This window comes from Vibrio sp. CJQ_6 (genome assembly GCF_043106745.1).
Lineage (GTDB): Bacteria > Pseudomonadota > Gammaproteobacteria > Enterobacterales > Vibrionaceae > Vibrio > Vibrio furnissii.
Genome location: NZ_JBICMV010000012.1, coordinates 196,855 through 216,713 on the forward strand (window position 1 = coordinate 196,855; position 19,859 = coordinate 216,713).

The 19,859-nt window shown below is 51.0% G+C and carries 21 protein-coding genes; 9 read left to right on the top strand and 12 right to left on the bottom strand.

Features of this window, described 5'->3' with window-relative positions; translation table 11 throughout:
* Window positions 1–237: 237 nt before the first annotated feature.
* The 3 genes from ACF8PK_RS07845 to ACF8PK_RS07855 form a co-directional block, all read right to left on the bottom strand.
* Window positions 238–813, bottom strand: coding sequence for an NADPH-dependent FMN reductase (locus ACF8PK_RS07845; RefSeq protein ID WP_004726350.1), 576 nt, complete (start codon window positions 811–813; stop codon window positions 238–240).
* A 230-nt stretch (window positions 814–1,043) separates the two neighbouring features.
* A complete protein-coding gene (locus ACF8PK_RS07850; protein ID WP_004726349.1) occupies window positions 1,044–1,466 on the bottom strand; it encodes a VOC family protein in 423 nt (140 codons plus the stop codon).
* A 161-nt stretch (window positions 1,467–1,627) separates the two neighbouring features.
* Window positions 1,628–2,083, bottom strand: coding sequence for a nuclear transport factor 2 family protein (locus ACF8PK_RS07855; RefSeq protein WP_392440687.1), 456 nt, complete (start codon window positions 2,081–2,083; stop codon window positions 1,628–1,630).
* A gap of 101 nt (window positions 2,084–2,184) precedes the next feature.
* Here ACF8PK_RS07855 and ACF8PK_RS07860 point away from each other — a divergent pair, with 101 nt between their 5' ends.
* The 3 genes from ACF8PK_RS07860 (at window position 2,185) to ACF8PK_RS07870 (ending at window position 5,523) form a co-directional block, all read left to right on the top strand.
* Window positions 2,185–3,108: a LysR family transcriptional regulator gene (locus tag ACF8PK_RS07860; protein WP_172562088.1), complete on the top strand. Its 924-nt coding sequence runs from the start codon at window positions 2,185–2,187 to the stop codon at window positions 3,106–3,108.
* A gap of 206 nt (window positions 3,109–3,314) precedes the next feature.
* Window positions 3,315–3,494, top strand: a complete 180-nt coding sequence (locus ACF8PK_RS07865; protein ID WP_004726347.1) for a hypothetical protein — start codon at window positions 3,315–3,317, stop codon at window positions 3,492–3,494.
* A 379-nt stretch (window positions 3,495–3,873) separates the two neighbouring features.
* Window positions 3,874–5,523 carry a methyl-accepting chemotaxis protein gene (locus ACF8PK_RS07870; protein WP_206981474.1) on the top strand — a complete coding sequence of 550 codons (1,650 nt, stop codon included), beginning with the start codon at window positions 3,874–3,876 and terminating at the stop codon, window positions 5,521–5,523.
* Window positions 5,524–5,564: 41 nt separating this feature from the next.
* On the opposite strand, the gene ACF8PK_RS07875 is transcribed toward ACF8PK_RS07870, so the two are convergent.
* Window positions 5,565–7,100 (bottom strand): EAL domain-containing protein, encoded by a 1,536-nt coding sequence (locus ACF8PK_RS07875; RefSeq protein WP_014205325.1) that lies wholly within the window; start codon window positions 7,098–7,100, stop codon window positions 5,565–5,567.
* 345 nt (window positions 7,101–7,445) lie between these two features.
* Between ACF8PK_RS07875 and ACF8PK_RS07880 the strand changes: the two genes are divergently transcribed.
* Both ACF8PK_RS07880 and ACF8PK_RS07885 read left to right on the top strand, forming a co-directional pair.
* Window positions 7,446–8,048: a glutathione S-transferase gene (locus tag ACF8PK_RS07880; protein ID WP_392440688.1), complete on the top strand. Its 603-nt coding sequence runs from the start codon at window positions 7,446–7,448 to the stop codon at window positions 8,046–8,048.
* A gap of 40 nt (window positions 8,049–8,088) precedes the next feature.
* The gene (locus ACF8PK_RS07885) at window positions 8,089–8,277 is read left to right on the top strand and encodes a hypothetical protein (RefSeq protein WP_004726343.1); all 189 of its coding nucleotides are present in this window, start codon (window positions 8,089–8,091) and stop codon (window positions 8,275–8,277) included.
* Window positions 8,278–8,339: 62 nt separating this feature from the next.
* Here ACF8PK_RS07885 and ACF8PK_RS07890 read toward each other — a convergent pair whose 3' ends face one another.
* A complete protein-coding gene (locus tag ACF8PK_RS07890) occupies window positions 8,340–11,093 on the bottom strand; it encodes a M16 family metallopeptidase (protein ID WP_392440689.1) in 2,754 nt (917 codons plus the stop codon).
* A 241-nt stretch (window positions 11,094–11,334) separates the two neighbouring features.
* Here ACF8PK_RS07890 and ACF8PK_RS07895 point away from each other — a divergent pair, with 241 nt between their 5' ends.
* Both ACF8PK_RS07895 and ACF8PK_RS07900 read left to right on the top strand, forming a co-directional pair.
* On the top strand, window positions 11,335–12,015 hold the full coding sequence (locus tag ACF8PK_RS07895) for a hypothetical protein (RefSeq protein WP_014205322.1): 681 nt from the start codon (window positions 11,335–11,337) through the stop codon (window positions 12,013–12,015).
* A 129-nt stretch (window positions 12,016–12,144) separates the two neighbouring features.
* Window positions 12,145–12,345 carry a DUF4250 domain-containing protein gene (locus ACF8PK_RS07900; protein ID WP_004726340.1) on the top strand — a complete coding sequence of 67 codons (201 nt, stop codon included), beginning with the start codon at window positions 12,145–12,147 and terminating at the stop codon, window positions 12,343–12,345.
* Between the two features lie 52 nt (window positions 12,346–12,397).
* Here the strand turns inward: ACF8PK_RS07900 and metR are convergent, their stop codons facing one another.
* On the bottom strand, window positions 12,398–13,309 hold the full coding sequence (metR, locus tag ACF8PK_RS07905; protein ID WP_392440690.1) for an HTH-type transcriptional regulator MetR: 912 nt from the start codon (window positions 13,307–13,309) through the stop codon (window positions 12,398–12,400).
* Between the two features lie 388 nt (window positions 13,310–13,697).
* On the opposite strand from metR, the gene parM reads away from it, so the two are divergent.
* A complete protein-coding gene (gene parM / locus ACF8PK_RS07910) occupies window positions 13,698–14,747 on the top strand; it encodes a plasmid segregation protein ParM domain-containing protein (RefSeq protein WP_014205321.1) in 1,050 nt (349 codons plus the stop codon).
* Window positions 14,740–15,426 carry a hypothetical protein gene (locus ACF8PK_RS07915; RefSeq protein ID WP_283512887.1) on the top strand — a complete coding sequence of 229 codons (687 nt, stop codon included), beginning with the start codon at window positions 14,740–14,742 and terminating at the stop codon, window positions 15,424–15,426. The genes parM and ACF8PK_RS07915 overlap by 8 nt, the downstream gene beginning before the upstream one ends.
* A gap of 210 nt (window positions 15,427–15,636) precedes the next feature.
* On the opposite strand, the gene flhB is transcribed toward ACF8PK_RS07915, so the two are convergent.
* The 6 genes from flhB to ACF8PK_RS07945 are packed head-to-tail and all read right to left on the bottom strand — an operon-like array spanning window position 15,637 to window position 19,678.
* Entirely contained in the window at window positions 15,637–16,755 is a 1,119-nt protein-coding gene (gene flhB, locus ACF8PK_RS07920; protein ID WP_392440691.1) for a flagellar biosynthesis protein FlhB, read from the bottom strand.
* Window positions 16,752–17,528: a flagellar biosynthetic protein FliR gene (gene fliR, locus ACF8PK_RS07925; RefSeq protein WP_392440692.1), complete on the bottom strand. Its 777-nt coding sequence runs from the start codon at window positions 17,526–17,528 to the stop codon at window positions 16,752–16,754. The genes flhB and fliR overlap by 4 nt, the downstream gene beginning before the upstream one ends.
* Window positions 17,525–17,794 (bottom strand): flagellar biosynthetic protein FliQ, encoded by a 270-nt coding sequence (locus ACF8PK_RS07930; RefSeq protein WP_004726334.1) that lies wholly within the window; start codon window positions 17,792–17,794, stop codon window positions 17,525–17,527. Before ACF8PK_RS07930 ends, fliR begins: the two co-directional genes overlap by 4 nt.
* Window position 17,795: 1 nt before the next feature.
* Entirely contained in the window at window positions 17,796–18,545 is a 750-nt protein-coding gene (fliP, locus tag ACF8PK_RS07935; protein ID WP_004726333.1) for a flagellar type III secretion system pore protein FliP, read from the bottom strand.
* Window positions 18,538–18,924: a FliM/FliN family flagellar motor switch protein gene (locus ACF8PK_RS07940; RefSeq protein ID WP_004726332.1), complete on the bottom strand. Its 387-nt coding sequence runs from the start codon at window positions 18,922–18,924 to the stop codon at window positions 18,538–18,540. The genes fliP and ACF8PK_RS07940 overlap by 8 nt, the downstream gene beginning before the upstream one ends.
* A complete protein-coding gene (locus ACF8PK_RS07945; protein WP_143679171.1) occupies window positions 18,917–19,678 on the bottom strand; it encodes a FliM/FliN family flagellar motor C-terminal domain-containing protein in 762 nt (253 codons plus the stop codon). Before ACF8PK_RS07945 ends, ACF8PK_RS07940 begins: the two co-directional genes overlap by 8 nt.
* Between the last annotated feature and the right edge of the window lie 181 nt (window positions 19,679–19,859).

The window sequence follows — 19,859 nt, forward strand, 5'->3', positions numbered from 1 at the left end:
TTGTTGGTCTGCCCGTTCCGACGTGAAGTGATCCTGCGGCTGCGGGGCAGTCGGCATGGCTTCAAGGTCGAGTGGGCATCGTCAATAAGTAAAAAGTTGGCCGAGGCCAACTTTCAAAGCCGCGCATGATAACAGTTTTTGTGATTAACATCACCCACGATCGTTCAACTTAACGTGAATCGGCCTGCAAGCTCGATGATGATTACGTTCACTCATTGGGGAGGGGCGGTGATTTTGCTATCCCTTTTGGCGAGGTAACACCGTGAGCACGCGCACCACAAATTGATGCAGTTCGTTCATGTAGTTTTCCAAAAACGCTTTGGTTCGCTCGGTGGTGACATTGTCATCGTCGTCGATCATGCCATCGTGATATTGCAGATAGGCTTCAACGGTATTCATCAACGGAGAATTGCAAAAACAGAGCACGCTGCGCAGCTGGCTTTGAGCCACGGCGGTGCCAATCGCGCCGGGCGAGGTGCCGATAACGCCGGAAGGTTTACTGGCAAATGAGTTTTGCCCCCACGGGCGGCTTGCCCAGTCGATGGCATTTTTCAAGCATCCGGGAATCGAGCGGTTGAACTCGGGGGTCACAAACAATAAGCCGTCGCAATCGGCGATCGCCTGTTTGAAGGCTTGGGCCACGTCTGGATAATTGGCATCGTAATCTTGGCTATATAACGGCAAATCTTTGATGGGAATTTCCACCAAGTCGAGCTCGGGGGGCGCCAGCTTGGCGAGTGCATGCGCTAGTTTGCGATTGATGGAGGTCGACGACAAACTCCCGACGAAATAGCCGATTTTGTATTGGGTCATAGGAACTCCTGATAGCCACAGTCACTGCACACCGGTGCGAAGTGACTGATGCGATGTGACTGCGGCGATGAGACGATGGAACAACAAGTCTGCACTCCGCATCATGGCGCCGGGTTGCCTGTAAGGTTAACCGCGACAAATACGGAGTATCGGGAGTAAGTCTAGTGTAGGACGAGCACTCTCTCCATTTACGCAGGGCGCAAATGGGTAAGTCGCGATACGCGCTTCAATCAGTGAGAACGTTTCGCCATCGGATGCGTGTCGTTCATTTGCAGCAGGTCCCATAGATTCCCGTACAAATCTTCAAACACCGCCACGGTGCCGTAGTCGGCTTCCATCGGAGGACGAACGAACTGAATGCCATCTTCGACCATGCGATGGTAATCGCGCCAGAAGTCATCGGTATTGAGGAACAGAAAAACGCGCCCGCCAGTTTGGTTGCCGATCGAAGGCAGCTGCTCTGGTTTCGACGCTTTGGCCAGCAGCAACGTGGCGCCTTGTGAGCCCGGAGGCGACACCACGACCCAACGTTTGTCTTGTTCCGGTTGATAGGTATCTTCCACCAATTCGAACTTGAGCTTATTGAGGTAGAAATCCAGTGCTTCGTCGTAATCACGAACCACTAAGCTGATGTGAATAATCGATTGTTTCATGCGATTCCCTTATGGGTTGAGCGGTGGGATTTTCGGTGCCACACCTTAACTGAAATCGCCCCAAAACACACTGGAAAGTCACGCGTTTGCTGCATTCCTCACCGTACATCGATAGGGGATGTTCGCTTGATGCAGCAAGCGATGAGCGCACGTGAAACAAATTAATGAGATTCCTGCGGCCACACGACATCCAACGCGGTGTGGGCAATGCGCCATTCTCCGTGGATGCGCACATAGTGATCGACGTAATGGCCCAACAGCAAGAACGGATGTTGCGAGGCGGCTCTGTCGGTCACGAAGTCCAATAAGTAGCAACTGCCGTGGGCGTGGTTCTCATCCACCAAGGTGATACTGTGGTTGGTCACGGCATGCACAAACGGAAAATGTTCACGGTGTTGGGTGTCAAAGGTGTGATAGGCCTCGCTCAAGCCAAGTTTGATGGCGTCCAAACCTTTCATTGAGCCGACCGTGACCGTCACTTCAGCATCGTCAGTAAACACCTCGCCCATTTTCTCTGCTTCTCCACCGTCTAGCAGTTGGCTATAGCGCAATCTCAGTTGACGAATTTCTTCGCGATCAAGTAAGTCATTGATGCGTTTTTCGGGGGTTGTCATCATGATTCTCCACAACATTGTTGATCATAGGAGGTCATTGTATTGACTTAATGAAAAATGATAATACAGTTTATATTCCAATTATTTCATCCTGTGGTTCCATAATGAAGCTCAATGAAACGCAATTTTCGGGCGTGATCGAATATGTTGAAACGCTGCGGACTGGTTCCTTTACCGCAGCAGGGGAGCGCCTCGGCTTAACTGGCTCAGCGGTAGGCAAAAGCGTCACGCGACTGGAGAAAAAACTCGGAACCAAGTTACTGCATCGCACCACGCGCAGCCTGACGCCGACCCCCGAAGGCCAGCGTTATTTTGATGGCTGGATTGCGATTCTCGATGAAATTGACAGCCTGGAACATGGCGTGGTGGCCGGGAGCGTTCACGTTTCGGGCAACTTAAACATTCATTTACCCGCTGCATTTGGTCGCCGACATGTGATGCCTTTGCTGTTGGAACTCACCAAAGCGCATCCCAATTTGGATCTGTCGGTGGCATTTAGCGAAAAGCGCATCAATTTGGTAGATGAAGGGGTGGATCTGGTGGTGCGTATTGGCGCATTGGCAGATGATGCCGATTTGATTGCCCGCCGTTTGGGGCGCCAGCGCTTGGTTGTGTGCGCAAGCCCCGATTACTTGAAAAAGAAAGGCACACCGAAACTGGTGACGGAGTTGACAGAGCACGATTGTATTGTCGGCGGACAGCGTAGCAATCAACCGGCGTGGTTGTTCCGACGCGCCAATGGCGACAGTTTTACGCAAGTGGTGCATGGACGGTATTGTTTCAGTGATGGAGATGCCATGTTATCAGCGGTGCTCGATGGTATGGGCGTCTCCCAGTTGCCGACGTGGCTCATCAATGAACACCTTGCTTCGGGCGCATTGGTGACGATTCTTGACGATTATGCTGGGGCGGAAATGCCGATTCATGCCGTATGGCCCCGGTCGCGTTACTTAAAACCGAGACAACGGGTGGTGATTGATGCGCTGGTGGCGGCGGCCGAACAGCCAACATCGGTCTATCAGCTTTAGAAAGTCGCTTTAGAAAGCACCTTTAGGAAGTCCCTTCTGAAACGATGGCATGCGTGTGTAACCCCCGTCGGCACAACTGCTAAATCCCTGATGCAGAACAAGATCGTTGTGTGGGCAGCGTGCTATATCAAAGGGTGTGCGGATAAGCGATGACCACGTTGGGTGGCGCGTCACCGCACTTGGACATCGAATCAGGAGAATCAAGGATGAGTGAATATTGTGGTCAATGCCGTCAGTTTACCCGCACGGCCAATAATCCGCAGGATATGTGTGGTGCTTGGGAACAACCCACGCAAGCTAAGCGTGTTGCGTGTGGCTTCTTTATGCCTCGTAAACCGAAACGAGAGGCGCAGGCGTCCGAGCCATCCTCAGAATCAGGTCGATGAAACCCCGCGATCACGCCGGTTGGGCGCGCAGTTTAAGCCCATGCTGCCGCCACAAGGCGAGGGGCGCGACCGCTAAAATCTTCTCTAGCTCACGTTTGCTGCGCGTTTTTTTGCGTCGGGGCGACGTGACGCTCACTCAGGTCTATTCTTGAAAGGTTGGCAGGCCATCTGCTGGTCAGGTGCGTCGCTGCCTCGATTGTCGGTCATGCCCATGTTTTCATGGGGTGTTGGAACTGCTCTCTCAGTTTGAATCAATGTTATTTCGTTCACGGGATTGAACTCAAGCGTTGATTCAATCGGGTCGCCTAGACAATCCATAACAGCCATCTCCTGCATTTGAGGATGAGCAAAAAATCAGCCTGCACAAAAGGAACGCACTATGTTCATCAATAACCTGACCCTGAAAACCCGGCTCATCGTCGCGGTGGCCATTCCGTGCCTCGCGTTGGTGTTCACCGGATTGACCAGCCTCAATACGATGTCGAGCATGCAGTTTCAATCGCAGAAATTGTACCTCAATACCGCAGCCCCGCTGCGCGCGATGGCCGAAGCGGCTTCACGCATTCCACGTATGCGAGTAGGCATCGACATGATGCTGCTGCAAGAGACGCCGCTGCGTGATGAAAAAGGGGTGAAAACCCGCGTGCAGGAAGCGCGCAACGAAGACATTCCAGAAATGCGTCAAACCATGAAAATGGCGGTGGAAGCACAGCTCAATCCCGAAATGAAACAGCAGGCGCAGCGGTTGCTCGATCAGTTCGAAACCATGGTGAAAACCGATCTCAACCCCATGTTGGACGCGTTTGATCGCGGCGATATGGCCAGCGCACAACGCATTTATCGCGATCAATACGCCAAGACTTATGGTGTGATGCGTAAAGGGGCCAATGATATTTTGGATGCGCTGTTGGCTCAGGCGGAACGCCGCAACGACAACAGTGTGCTCAGCTTTAAAGCCGGGCAGAACAGCAGCATCCTGATCATCATCGGGTCGATTGTGATTTCGATTTTGACCTCTTGGTTCATCGTGGCCAACCTGCGTAACCGCGTCACGTTTCTGCGCGAAACCATCGGCGAGGCGGCGAAAAATCTGTCGCTCAATACGCGCATCAACATGGACGGTAAGGATGAGCTGACTGACATTGGTGTGAGCTTTAACCAGTTTATTGAGAAAGTACACGCCTCGATTGACCAAGTGGCGAAGAGCGCACGTGACTTGGCCACCATGTCGGATAACGTGGCGGATCAGGCGCATCATACGCAAAATAACTGCGTTGCGCAGCGAGATCGCACCGTGCAAGTCGCTACCGCCATTCATGAGTTGGGCGCGACGGTAAACGAAATTGCCTCAAACGCTGCACAAGCGGCAGAAGTGGCGCGTGAAGCGACCCATCGCTCGGCAGATGGTCGTGACGTGGTGAACCAAGCGCAGCTGCGTATTACGGAGCTATCGAATGAGCTGCAACAAGCCACCGGCGTGGTCGAAGCGCTGGCGAGTCAAATCAATGCGATCAGTTCAACGCTTGATACCATTCGCAGTATTTCTGACCAAACCAATTTGCTGGCGCTGAATGCGGCGATTGAAGCGGCGCGTGCCGGTGAGCAAGGGCGTGGTTTTGCGGTGGTTGCTGATGAAGTGCGCACGCTGGCGAGCCGCTCGGCGGCATCGACGGAAGAGATTCAAGAAGTGATCGACAAATTGCAGGCGGAATCGAAACGGGCTGTGACCGTGATGGAAAAAGGCCGAGAAAAAAGCGTGCAGGTGGTCGAGTACGCCAACAAAGCCAATGATTCACTCGAGCAAATCAATGGGCATATTGATCAAATCAGTGATCAGAATATTCAGGTGGCAACCGCCACAGAAGAGCAGGCCAGTGTGGTGGAAGACATTAACCGCAACGTGGAAGACATCAACCAACTGACGATGCAAACCACGGACATTGCGGGTCAGCTCAATCAATCCAGCGCGAGCCTGCAGAAACTGTCGTCGCAGTTGGACAAACTGGTCGGGCAATTTCGCTTAGTCTAATGGCGTATGAACTCAGCAAAAAGGCGCATCATGCGCCTTTTTTAAATCTCAAAATCAGGGAAACGTTTTGCCGAAGCGAAGGAGTCAGGCTGGCAGTAATCTTCAATAAAATCATCCAAGGTGATGGGCGTGCTAAATAGATACCCTTGGAAAAAATCAACGCCGTGTACGGTCAGATATTGCAACTGCTCTGGGCGTTCAACCCCTTCGGCGACCGTCGGAATGTTTAAGCGACGCGCTAGATCGAGCACGTTGTTTACGATGTGATTCGACAGTTCATTCTCGCCAATTAAATCGACAAAGCTCTTATCAATCTTCAGGTAGTCGGCTTTAAACATTTGAAAGTAGATCAGGCTCGAATGGCCGGTGCCAAAATCATCAATGGAAATCAGCACGTTTTCGGCTTTCAAGGCTTGATAGGTGTCCATCAACTCCACCGCTTCAATGGCCTGTTCGCGTTCAGTCAGCTCCAAAATGAGCTGCATGTGGTGCGTGTCCACCACCTGACGAAAACGGTGGCAGCATTGGACAATTTTGCTGTCGGTGAGCTGCTCGGCACTGATGTTAAATGAGAGGTGAAAGCCATCTGGCAGCGCTTTGGTGTACGGTGCCAGTTGCAAGGCGGTTTGTTCCATCAATGACTCGGTCAGTTTGTGGGATAAACCGCCGCGTTCAAGAATGGAAATAAATTCATACGGGCCAATGACACCGCGGGTGGGGTGATGCCAGCGCACTAAAATTTCACCACCAACTAAGCTGCCGCCACAATCAAAAATCGGCTGAATATACGGTTTAAATTGCTGGTGGGCCAAGCCGCGCGCGAGTTCACTCGCCAAGCGGTCTGGTTGACAGAGAAAGCGATAAAACTGATAGCAAGCAAACAGATAGAGCGTGAACGGAATCACCAAGTAATACACCACGCGCTGCAACAGTTCCCAAAAGTACATGGTTTGATCGTACTGAATGCGCATGGCGTAATTGTATTTGGGCGAGGGGAAGAGTTCGCCTTTGATCAGGCGCGATTGCGAGTAGCCGGTGGTGAGTTCTTTGTCGGCCAGCAGCAGGGTCGGTTTAATAAACTCGGGGTTGATTTTGAGCTGATACAGAAAGTAGTTCATCGACAGCTCATACACCAAAGATTGGCTGCGATAGTACACCGACACAGGTTCAATCACGCCGGTATCAAGGCTGACGGAGGGGCCGTTCACGGTCACCGGCAGTCGATCCATAAAGCCGCGTAGTGAATTGCAGTAGCCAAGATGGAGCGGTTTGGTCGCTGTGAGGCCGCCGGGGATCTTTAAGATTTCTTCCATCAACAACGGTTTGAGCGATTGGCACGAATCGTTGAGGTTGGGCACCAAATGTTGCGTCGCGCTATCGAGTTGGCTAAACAGATGATCCAGTTGCTCCAACACATTGGTCGCTTCGTCTCGTGCCTGCACTGCAATTTGGCGCGCCACCAACTGATAAGCCAGCAGCACTGAACTGAGCGCCAAAACGATAAACAGCAGGCCCGTGTACCAACGCGCTTTGTGTAATCGGGACTGGCGATAATTGGTCGAAGACGTGTTGAACAAAATTTTTCATTCCTTAACAGCGTGGACGCGAAAAACAACCCAAGTACTCATACTGTAACTGAACCGTGCGTTCTCCGTGCTACAGAGCGCGCTCATCACAAAAAGTGTGATCGAAGTAAAGTATGTCGAGGTCATCTTCATGACGAATCTTCTCTCGGTTCAATCGATAACGTCATCAAAACGAATTAAAAACTGCGTAGCATCATCGCGCGTTATGGCTGCATTGTAAATCGTAATCAATCGCGATGGCGATGACGCGGATGGGAGAGCGCGAAGCGATGGATTTTAAGCCATTTATCTCGTATGTTGAGTGAGTGGAAATTGACCAGAACATAAGGAAATCAAATGGAAATGTTAGTGGGTACGGGGTCTACATGGTCGCTGCGCGCGTGGATGTGCAGCCGTTTGGCAAAGGTTGAGCTAGATGTGAGCGTGGTTGATTTGTCGGGCTCGGATTACAAAAAGCAGCTCTCGGTGCAGTCACCGTCTGGATTGGTTCCGGCGTTGACTGTGGATGGTACTGTGATTCACGATTCCTTGGCGATTGCCGAATACTTCAATGAACTGGCTGATGGCGCGCTCTATCCGCGTGATGCACTGCAACGGGCCGTCGCACGCAGTTTGTGTGCTGAAATGCACTCGGGGTTTATGGCGTTGCGTCGCTTGTGCCCGTTTAGCCTCGAACCGGTTGAGCCCCTCACCGAGCCGACGCCGGAGCTGGAAGCTGACATTGCCCGCGCGACTGCGGTATTTGTTCAGGCGCAACTGCCGTTTATGTTTGAAGAGGCGGGCGTGGTGGATACGTTTTATGCGGTGTTGGCGTTTCGCCTGCAAAGTTACGGCGTGGCGCTAGAAGGGAAGGCGGGTGAGTACCAACAAAGTTTGCTCGAATGGCCGCTGACTAAAGATGCGGTGGTTGAAGCATTGCGTTGGGAAGATGCAAAATAAGTGGCCGCAAAAATAATTCACGTTGTGCTAGGAGAAACTGATGTCTGATATGGATAACAACAAACAAGAAGTGACGGTAGTCGACATTAAAATGCCGTTTATGTCGATGGTGATTTTTATGGTCAAATTTGCCATTGCGTCGATCCCTGCGATGATCATTCTCGGCGTTCTTTTTACGATCTTGGGGGCGATTTTTGGTGGCATGTTCCATGGCATGGGACGCTATTAACGGAGATGAAAACGAAAAAAGCGGTGTTTAACACCGCTTTTTTATGACGTCTCGTTCTGCGTTTAGTGCGTTTCTGGCACTGGCGTCATCAGGATCTTTTGTTTCATGGATGATTCGCCAAAGATCTGGCGCGCACGCTGTGTCAGGTCGTCTGCGCTGATGCTGCGCAGGGTCGCTTCCATATTCAATGCCGCTTCCAGACCAAAGTGATGAATCACGTAGCGATTGATGTACCAAGCCATGCTTGACGCGTTCTTCTTCATGTTGTTGAGGTCGGTCAACAACTGTTTCGCCACCACCTGCGTTTCTTCAGCGCTGATTGAGGTCGCCATGCTGCTGACCACCTCATCAAACGCCGCTTCCACTTTTTGAGCATCTTCCGGTTCAACCACCGCGCCCAACATCCAATCCACGCTGCGTTCACTGTCCATGTTCAATGCCAACGCAAACGGTGAGTAATCTAGGCTCTGATGTTCACGCACCACGGCCGTCAAACGGTGGTTGGCAATGCGCGTTAACAAATCATCCATAAACACGGTTTTGGCATCCGGTGTGCTGATGGGCGCCACGATGCGGATGTAGTACTGCGTGTTTGGCTTGGTGTTGACCGGCAGTTCAATGCGAGGTTGGATCGGCTGGCGATAGGCAACCTGAAAATCAGGGGTGTTGCCCTTGTCGAAGGCCAAATTGGCCACGTATTGGCGCAGCAAGGCTTGTAGCCCCAGCGGCGATGTGTTGGCCACAATCACGAGCGTGTTATTGCGCTGCTTTTGAAACAGTTCGTGATGCACCTGATAAATCTGATCGCGCGTGACTTGTTGGTAGTCAGCTTTATCAAACAACCAATGGACCGAATCTTCGAGGTAAGTGGCGTGGTTGATCGCCTGACCCAATTGACCGTCCGATGACGCTTGGCCTTCATCAATCGCTTGCACAGTCTCAGATTGAATCGAAGCCAGTTGGTTGTCATCGACACGAATGTCACGCGTCATTTGATTCAGCAGTGCAAAGAGCGCTTCCATGTTCTTCTGATTGGCCCGCATCATCACCCCGTGTGAGGTGAGATTAATGTAGGGCGCGAAGTAGATGTTTTTCTCTTTGAGGTAGTTGTTGAGTTGCACATTAGACAATTGGCCTAAACCGCTGCGGCTGGCGACATTCACAGCCAATTGGCCCGCCGGATAAAGCGCACGCGGCAGAGCCACGGCGCCGCCGATGCTGCCGTAATGAAGGTAAACGTCGTCACCAGCATGCTCACTGCGCAAGTAATAAACCTCAACGCCGTTGGAGAGTGTCCATTGGGTTAATTCCGGTTGGTCATCAAAGATTTGGCTCCGGAGGATGTCTCCTGGCGTAGCGGGTGGCAGAAATGGTGTTTCCACTTGGCTAATGCGCTGGCTGATACCCGGCTGCTTAAGTGTGTGACGTAGATGGTCGGTTGAACGCTGCAACGCGTTGAGATCTTCGCTCTCGGCGGCGACAAGCTCAATCATCGGATCCACTTGTAAAAATGCGTTGAGATGCTGATTGACGCGTGTGAGCGTGGCGGCGGAAAGTAGGGCTTTCAGTGCCTTTTTGTACTCTAAATCCGATGGCAGAACTTCGTCGTAGCTGATGGCATACACGCGGTCATCGGCCAAGGTGTTTGACGTTAGTTGCGAACGATACCAATCGAAGTTTTCCAGATCGTCACGGTAGCTTTGCAATACCATCTCCAGCTCTTGCGGGGTGGTGCCGTGATCACGCAGCGAGGCCAGCGTATTGAGAAACAGCGATTGCGATGACGCGCGCTGCTCGACCGGAAACGCAATCGTCAATTCGGTGTAGCGCAGATCGTCGGTGTTGTAGCTGAACGCCGCCAAGTCTTGCGTCGGCAGTGCAGCGTTGTAAAACGCGTTCTGCAAGCGGTGTTCCATCAAGCGGGTGGCGATCTCATTCAAACGGTAGTTGAGCAATGCTTCATGATCCGCAATGCGGATTTCACCCTGCGGGTAAAACAGGGAGAGGCGCGGCGAATCACCCGGTGATGCGGTGTAAATCAAATCGCTGGTGTTTTGTTGCGATAACGCAGGGCGCGCCGGGCGCGGCGTGGTGCCTTTCTGCCAGTCAGAGAAATACTGACGCACCCATTGCTCGCCTTGTTCCAAAGTGATGTTGCCGGTGATGATCACTTCCGTCAGTTGTGGCTGATACCACGTTTGGTAGAACTCACGAAGCCCGTCTGCGGTCGCCATCTGCACATTGCTGCGATTGCCGAGTGGGTCGTAGGTGAGGTAATCGGTGCCTTCGGTGAAATGCTCATACAACATGTCCGGCTCTGAACGACGAAAACGAAACTCGCCCAGAATTACCCCTTTTTCTTTTTCCACTTCTTGTGGATCAAACGTCAAGCCATCGGCGATGTCGCGCATCCACAGCAGCGCATCGTCCATGTGCTGGTTATCTGGCAAATCCAATTGATACACCGTTTGCGAGTAATTGGTGTAAGCGTTGAGGTCAGCCCCAAACTGGCCGCCACTTTTCGCCACCATATCAATCACGGCGTTGTGTTCGTAATGCACGCTGCCGTTGAAGGCCATGTGTTCCACATAATGTGCGTAACCGGCTTGGCGCAGCGTTTCCTGAAACGATCCCGCGTGCACGTACAAGCGGATCGACACCGCTTCGTTTGAGTCGGGACGCAGGTGATAGGTGAGCCCGTTGTCGAGGGTTTGGGAGACCCAAGCCTGACTCGGTTTGAAGGGGGTAGATGTGGGCTGAGCAGCACAACCTACTAATAATAGAGCAAAAATTCCTGCCAAATAACGGTATATCATAACAACCTCTGTTCTTGTTTTGGCGTCACTATATACGTATCCAGCGAATTTATTAAACATCAAAAATCAATTTGATTGAAAAATGCGTGTGACCCAAGAATATGCACGGTGTTTGTTATCATTTTGTATTTTTAAATGATGAATTGTGAACATTCAACCGCGCGCGTCAACCGACTCTAGGCATGCGCGGGCGGAGTTTGCTATCATCGCGCCAGTTTAATCGCCATTGATTGTTGGATTTATGCTGTATTCATTACTTTCCGTGTTTGCGCCGATGTTGCTGGGCGCACAAATCATCCTGACCCTCGTTTTGGTGAAAGGGGAGATCTGTCCGGGCCAACGTGGCCGGATTCACAAAGTGCTGCCTGCGATCGCAGTGCTGTGGCTGGCCGTCGCTTCGGTAAAAATCGAAGCCTTTATGATTGTGGCTGCCGTGTTCTATTTCTATTCGCAGGTGCAAACCAAGAAGACGCGTGATGAAGGGCCGCTGTGGGTGCTTTATCTGGCCAACGGTTTGTCGATCGCGTATGTCGCTATTTTGATGGGAGAAGCGCCAAGCTGGCCAGCAGCGCTCTCGATTTTAGCGATGGTGGCGATGTTGGGCGCAATGTTTGCGCATCTGCTGCTGACGATTGCGCGCACGCGCCTGCAAGCGTTTCACCGTATTTTGCCGGTGGTGGGCATTTTGTCGGCCATGTTGACCACGCTGTGCGTGGTGCCGTATGCGTATCGCGTGGATGCTGAGGTGTTGGCGACCCTGACACAACCGCTGTTGATCAGCTTTGCGCTGATGGTGACCGCGATTATTGTGTGGTGCTGGCACATCATGATGTCGAAACCGGTGAGTAAAGTGCAATTGACCGTTGCGCAGCTCTTGATGCTGGTGGCGGCCACGGGGTTTCACGGCTTGTATCTGATGTAAGCCATTTGATGATTTCCTACCTGATAAAACGGCGCTTGCGCCGTTTTTCTTTGCCTAGAGCAAAATCACGGTTCTACGGCAAATTTCGAACTAAGCTTAGAGAAAGCGTTTCGAAACAGGAGTACCAAGATGGATCTGAGTAACGTCGGTAAATTAGACAGTGTCATTTTGCTGGGGATTGTGAACGAGAAATTGCGTTTGGAATGCGACAGCTTTGATGAGCTGGTGACCACTTACGAAATGGACATGAATAATGTGGTCGATAAGCTAAGCGGGCTGGGCTTCCGATATGACCCGCTGACCAACCAGTTCAAAGCGGTTGAACGCTAAACGAAAGCGTTCAACCCCGTCATTTGATTAACCCATTTTGTTCATTCAACGCTTAAGCCATCTTGATGCCATCGAGGTGGCTTTTGCATTGTTGGCGCGCTGTGGAGAAGAAGGCTTGCAAGTAACGTTTGTCTTTTTCGCTGTTGCGGGTTGCCGCAAACAGACGGCGCCATAATCCTTTCCCCAACGGTTTGCTGGTGATGAGTCCCTGACGGGAGAATTCACTGATGGCCCAGTTTGGCAGTGCGGCCACTCCGAGCCCTGCCGACACCATCTGCACCAACATCAAGGTATTGTCCGCTTGTTTCCATTTTGCGGGTTCAACGCCTGCGGGTTGCAGGAAGTGTTTGACCACATCGAGGCGCTGTTTCTGCACCGGATAACTCAACATGGTTTGATCCGCCAAATCCTGCGGCGCAATCACGGCTTTTTCAGCCAAGGGGTGATTGGTTGCGGTGATCAGGCGCATCTCAAAATCGAACAGCGGCTCATAGTGCACTTCAGAGCGCGGCAAAATGTCGGAGGTAATCACCAAATCCAGCTCACCTGCCAGCAAGGCCGGTAGGGGCTCAAAGCCGAACCCGGAAGAAAAATCCAGCGCCACACTTGGCCAGGAAATTTGGTATTCCCGTAGTGCCGGCATCAGCCACTGAAAACAGGAGTGGCACTCAATGGCCATGTGCAGGCGGCCATTCACATCTTCTTTGAGGCTGGCCAGTTCGTTCTCTGCTTTGGCAAGCTTTGGCAAAATGTCATCCGCCAGTTTCAGCAAGATCTCACCTTCCGAGGTAAAACGCACCGGACGGGTTTTACGCAAAAACAGTTGCCCGCCAATTCGCGCTTCTAAGTCTTTGATCTGATGGGAGAGTGCAGACTGAGTCAAGTGCAATGCGGTGGCGGTGGCGGTCAGCGAACCGGTGTCGCGCAGTGAAACTAACGTGCGTAAGTGTTTGAGCTCGATCATGAGTTCTCCTCATCTTTCCCTAGATCAACATGAATTTTTATTTAAACTACGCCGATTTTTTGGAGCTGTAAACATCTAGACGTCTATTTGTTGGAAATGCAATGGCATCGATCCGGTGTTCTGTCGATCGTTTCGCGTTGAATCGGCGAGCGGTGTTGGATTTGCGAGGGCGATGAGACGAAGCCGTTTTTCGCGGCGTACATTCGCTGTAGGGCAATTCCGGTCGTGATGTCAGTCCGTTACTGAGATATTATTTGTTTATAAATAACAATTGGTTATTTTGATAGTGTTGTTTTTATTGTTGTGAGGGAAGTTAGGGGACTGACCCAGACTGAGATATGATCCGCGGCTCTATTTTAATCATCTTTCTTAGTAGGTTTAGATTTACATGACTCAAGCTTTAATGAAATTCGCCGTCGATGATGGTTCCACAAACGTCAAAGTGAGCTGGTTGGATGGCGGTAAGATTAGGAGCCTAGTCTCGCCCAATTCCTTTCGCAAAGATTGGAAAAGTGCGGCCTTAAGAAAGGACAAACAAGTCTACAACTACACCATCGATGGCTTTAAGTACACCTACGATGCCACGTCGGATAAAGCGTTGGAAACCACGCACGTCGACTATCAATACGACGATTTGAACCTGCTGGCCGTCCATCACGCGCTGCTGCAAACCGGCATTGAACCTTGCCCGGTGGCGTTGGTGGTGACCTTGCCGATCACCGAATATTACCGATTTGAAGATTGCCAGAAGAACGAAAAGAACATCGCACGTAAGCGCCACAATTTGATGCGCCAAATCACCCTCAACAAAGGCCAGACCTTTGATATTGTGGACGTGGAGGTGATGCCGGAAAGCTTGCCTGCGGTGCTGTCGACGCTGGTGAACTCCAACTGCAATGAATTCACGCGCTCGCTGGTGATTGACCTTGGCGGTACCACCTTAGACATGGGCATCGTGGTGGGTGAATTTGACGAAGTCTCGGCGGTTTACGGCAACAATGAAATCGGTGTGTCGATGGTGACCAACACTGTGCGCAAAGCATTGGCGTTCGCTGACAGCGATTCGAGCTACTTGGTGGCGAATGAATTGATCCGCCGTCGCAATGACGATGAATTTGTGTCGGAAGTGATCAATGACGAAGCGCAAATCGACATGGTGCGCGAAAAAATGGAAGCCAAGATCCATGAGCTGGGCAAGCAAGTCGTGACTGAAGCGAAGAAATTCGCTAAAAACCCGAATCGCATCTACTTGGTGGGGGGCGGTGCGTCACTGATTTATCCGGCGGTGTGTGCGGCGTATCCGTCACTGGGTGAGCGTGTGATTCTGATTGAAAATGCTCAGTCAGCGCTGGCGCAGGAGATCTGCTTGTATCATGCGGACCAACCGGAAACCGAGATGAGCGATCTGCCGCTGGCCGAGGAGATGAGCGATGAGTAACCGCTTTAAGCGCGTCTCTTTTGCTCTCTATCTGGATCCCAAACAATCCAGCGCGGATAACTTCGCCTTCAACACCATGTTGGGGTGGTCGAAGAAGCGTCAGGAACTGGCTGCCGATGCCACGGCAGCCATGGAGTTGCATCAACTGGTGCACATTCACAAGCACATCTATTTGAGCGGGTTGTACCTGCACAGCCTGAAACCGGAATTGGCGATGAGCTTGGCATCGGCGTTGTCGACAGAGTCGATCAACACGCAGTCTCTGCTCGATATGCTCAAGTTGCATCAAATCGAACCGCAGTCGGCTGCGGGGCTGGATGAGGCGATGTGTCAAACGCTGGCGGATAAAGTGGCCGCGTCGGTGCAAGCGCAGCTCAGCGCGGCAGCGCCATCGGATGCGTCTGCGATGTCTGACGGCGTGGCCAGCGTGCTGGCTCAAGTACAGCGATTGGAAGAGACGCTGACCTCGCACACCACCCCGGCAAGTTCGGCAGAAGGTGAGCAGGTGCAGGAACTCAAACGCCTGATCGTCAAACAAAGTCAACTCATTCATCAGTTGATCGGTAGCTTAAAACAAGGCGCCGTGGTGGGGCAGGAAAGCTCCAATGATGCCAGTGCGGAACCGGTGGAAGCCCGATTAGAGCGGGTGCAAAAGATTCGCCAAAAAGGCGTGTTCTAAAGAAAAAAACCAGCGATATCGCTGGTTTTTTTATCGGTTATTTTGGTCGGTTTTTATCGCTGTCGCGGGGATTTTCTTTGCAATGTTCTTCGCCGCAGCTTTCTACACAGCTTTCTTCGCACTTTCTACACAGCTTTCTACGCAGCTTTCTATGTCATGTCCCTCGTATTTTGCTGGGTCGATGCCATTCGACCCTTTCACGTCAAACGCTCAGTAGCGCAAGTTGTCTGGGATCACGAAGGCCGGCAGCTTGGCTGGTTTGCCTTGTTGACCGGTTTTCCACGATTTGAGCTGTTGCACGTATTTTAAAATCTGCGCCACTGCGAGAAACAACTGGTTGGGAATCATCTGGTTCAATTGTGTGGTGTGATAAATCGAACGGGTGATTTCTGGCACCACCAACACCTCCACCTGATGTTGTTCGGCGAGCATACGAATGTAAAAGGCGACCTCGTTTTTGCCTTTGGCGACCACAAACGGCGCTTCCGCTTTGGTTAAATCGTACTTGAGTGCCACGGCAAAATGCGTCGGGTTCATCAAAACCACGTCGGCAGTGGGCACCGTTTGGCTGGCTGAGCGACGCGCATTTTGCATCTGAATCTGACGAATGCGGCTTTTGATTTCCGGGCGGCCTTCTTGCTCTTTGTGTTCTTGTTTGACTTCCTGTTTGGTCATCTTCATCTGTGTGCCAAACGTCATTTTTTGGTACGGAATGTCGATGACGCCAAACAGAATCGCAATCAAAATCAGCATGCCCAGCAATTCCAACACATACTGCAATGAGAAGTGAATGGTGGTTTGAAACGACGCGCGCACCAAGCTGCCGATCATGTGAAAGTTGGTGCTGATCATGTAATACAGCAACGCGAAAATCAGGCTGATCTTGGCCACGTTTTTAAGAAACTCAACCAGCGTCTGCTTCGAGAAGATACGTTTGATCCCGCTGAGTGGGTTAATTTTGGAAAACTTCGGCGCCAGCAAGCTGAGGTTAAAATGAAAACCGCCCAACAGGCAGGTGGCAATCGCTGATGCGATGAATTGAAAGATGATCAGTGGCGCAAACACTTTGATCATCAAATACAAGCTTTGCGTGATCAAATGCAGAATGTGGTCGTGATCGCTTTGCGATTCGGCCGAAAAGCGAAACGACACTTCAAACAGCTGCATGAGGTGGCCAGACAAACTATCGGCGTTGGCATAAAAGTAGCCGATACACACCATCAACATGATCGCGCTGGAGAACTCTTTGGAGCGCGCAATTTGCCCCTGTTTGCGGGCTTTATCTAGCTTCTGACTACTGGCCTGTTCGGTTTTATCGCCGCTACTCATGACATCCTCAACATGATGTTTAAGTGCTCGTGCAGTTCGGTGAGCAGATTGAAAAAGATGTCGCCGATGCCATAAATCGAAATCAGCAACGCGAACAGCCCCAAAAACATGGTCATCGGGAAGCCGAGCACAAATACGTTGAGCGACGGCGCAATGCGGCTCATAAACCCAAAGGTGACGTTGCTGAGCAGCATGGTAATGATGGCCGGAATCGAAATGATCAGCGCGGATGAAAACATCCAGCTGAATAGGGAAATCAGGTGCTTGATGCTCTCAAACGGGTAGGGCTGATTCATGGGCCACAGGGTAAAACTGTCGACAAACACATCCAGCACAATCAAATGCCCATCCATCGACAAAAACAGCAGCATCGCGGTGAGCGAGAAAATTTGCCCGGTGATGGCGACACTGGAGCCGCTGTTGGGGTCGTTCATCATCGCCATCGATAAGCCCATTTGCATCGACAGCGCTTGCCCGGCGAGCGTAAAGATGGTGATGAACATCTGCACCGCAAGTCCAAAAATCAGTCCGAAGCTGAGTTGGTACAGGCCAAACAGCACGGCTTGCAGGGAGAACGGATTAAAGCTCGGCACGTTCGTCACCATGCCCGCGCATAGCAGCGAAAAGCACAGGGCCAGCAGTACTTTGGTCATCAGCGGCACTTTGCTGTCGCCAAACACTGGCGCGACCAAAAAGAAACCGCTGAAGCGAACGAAAGGCCACCACAAAATGCCCAACCATTCGGTCAGTTGCGTGAACGTGACATCCATCATTGGGACAGGCTAGGAACGCTGTGAAAAATGGTCTCAAACAACGTGGTCAGCTTCATCAACAGCCAATGGCCCGTCACGATGATCGACACCATGGTCACCAGCAAACGAGGCAGAAAACTGAGCGTTTGTTCGTTGATTTGCGTCACGGCTTGGAACACCGCGACGATGAGGCCAACCAGCAGGCTGGGCACGATCAACACCGACACCATGGCGATGATCACCCACAACGCATGAGCAACCAGCGTGACGGACATTTCGGGCGTCATCTTAGCCTCCCATCCAAAAACTTTGCGATAGGCTACTCACCAGCATGCCCCAGCCATCGACCACCACAAACACCAGCAGTTTAAACGGCAGTGACACGATCAGCGGTGACAGCATCATCATCCCCATCGACATCAGCACTGATGCCACCACCAGGTCGATCACCAGAAACGGCAGAAACACCATAAAGCCAATTTGGAAGGCGATTTTCAGCTCACTCAACACGTACGCCGGTAACAGGATCAAAAACGGAATGTCATCGTCATTTTCCGCCAGTGATTCACCCGCGATTTTGGTCACTTGCTCCAGCGTCTGAACTTGCGTTTGCGCCAGCATGTAGTGATGCAGCGGTTTGGCCCCGGTACTGATGGCCTCGCTCAAGGTGATTTTCTCTTGCATGTATGGCTGGTACGCGTCGGCGTAAATTTCGGTCCACACTGGGCGCATGATCAGCAGCGTGAAGACCAAGGCCAAGCCGACCAACACTTGGTTGGGGGGCGATTGTTGCAAGCCGAGTGCTTGGCGCAAAATCGATAACACAATGATAATACGCGTAAAACAGGTACACATGATGATGAATGCTGGCACAAAACTCAGCATCGTCATCATGATTAAAATTTGCAGCTTGGCGGAGTATTCACTGGTTCCCGACGCATCGTGAATCGTGAACAGGCTGATGTCTTGCGCAGATGCCCAAGACGGTAGCCCGACCAAGAGGATGGCGACCAGCCATCCTGCCCAGCGTTTATTCATGGTGTTCATTGTTGACCAGCGCCAGCACCTGCACACCGTATTTGCCGTCTTGGATGATGATGTTCCCGGTGCCAAACAACACACCGTTGATTTTGATATCGACCGGTTCACCTTCTTGCTTGTCGAGCATGATGACCGACGCCGGTTCGATACTCATGATCTCTTTGAGTGGTAAGCGGCGGCGAGACACTTCCACCGTGACTTCGACCGGAATATCACGAATCAGCCCCATGTTGGACTTATTGCCCGTAGGCAGCGCCGTGTCTTGGGGGAGTGAAGACAGTTCATCGGCCATGGCTGGGCCGTCAAAATCCAGATCATCACCGAGTAGATCCAAGTCATCCATCGGTTCATCAAAAGCGTCTAAATCATCACGCATACTTCACTCCTAATTGAGCATTCTCGCCAACAATCAGTTGGCCTTTGAACAGAGTTTGGTTTTCGACATTCACGTCCAGCAGATCGTATTTCTGCAATTCAATGAAGTCGCCGACCGCAATCGCATTGACATCGTTGATGGAAAGTTCGCTTTTCATCAGGACGACGTTAATGTTAAACGGTATGTCATTCAGCTGGTGTTGAACGTCGTGAACATTGAAATCTTTTTGTTTCTTTAATCCATCCGAGAAATAATCCAGCAGCTCGTTACTAAAGCTGATGTATAGTTCTTCTTGACATTCGTTCGCAACCAAAGACAAATTAATGTCAATGGAAGTTTGCTGAGTTGTTTCGCTTTTTAATAGGTCGACCTTTATTTTTGGAAATAAGATCTCTAAAAGACTTATGACCTGTCGATGAAAGAAATTAACGTGCGAAAACGTGAGCTTTTCATAATTTAAAATATCGTCTGACACCCATGTAGGAATATTCAGATGTCGGCAAAAAATATTATCGATGCCTCGGCATGATAATGAGGCACTGAGGGTGCCAAGTTCGCCGATTGAAAAGTGACAGGTGTACAGCGATGCGGGCAATTCTTCGGCTTCTGTAACTTCTAACTCTATGTTTTTAATGGATAATGATTTCTCAAAAAGCGTTTTAATCTGGATTTGTTGCGCTTGTATGAAATCGATTACGCGTTTCGTTAAAAGGCTCTTATGATTGCCTATCTCCACAATAGAAATTAGTTTCATATGATGTTCCAAAACACATAAATATAATAAGGCGGCGCATTATACATAAGAGAATTTTGGGTTCAATTTTTAATTAGTCAGAATATTGTAAGATAAATTTTTTACCCCGCAATACGCCTCATCTTTCGTCCCGATCGGATTATTCTTACATTTGGTTTAATCGATATTAATTATAATGCTG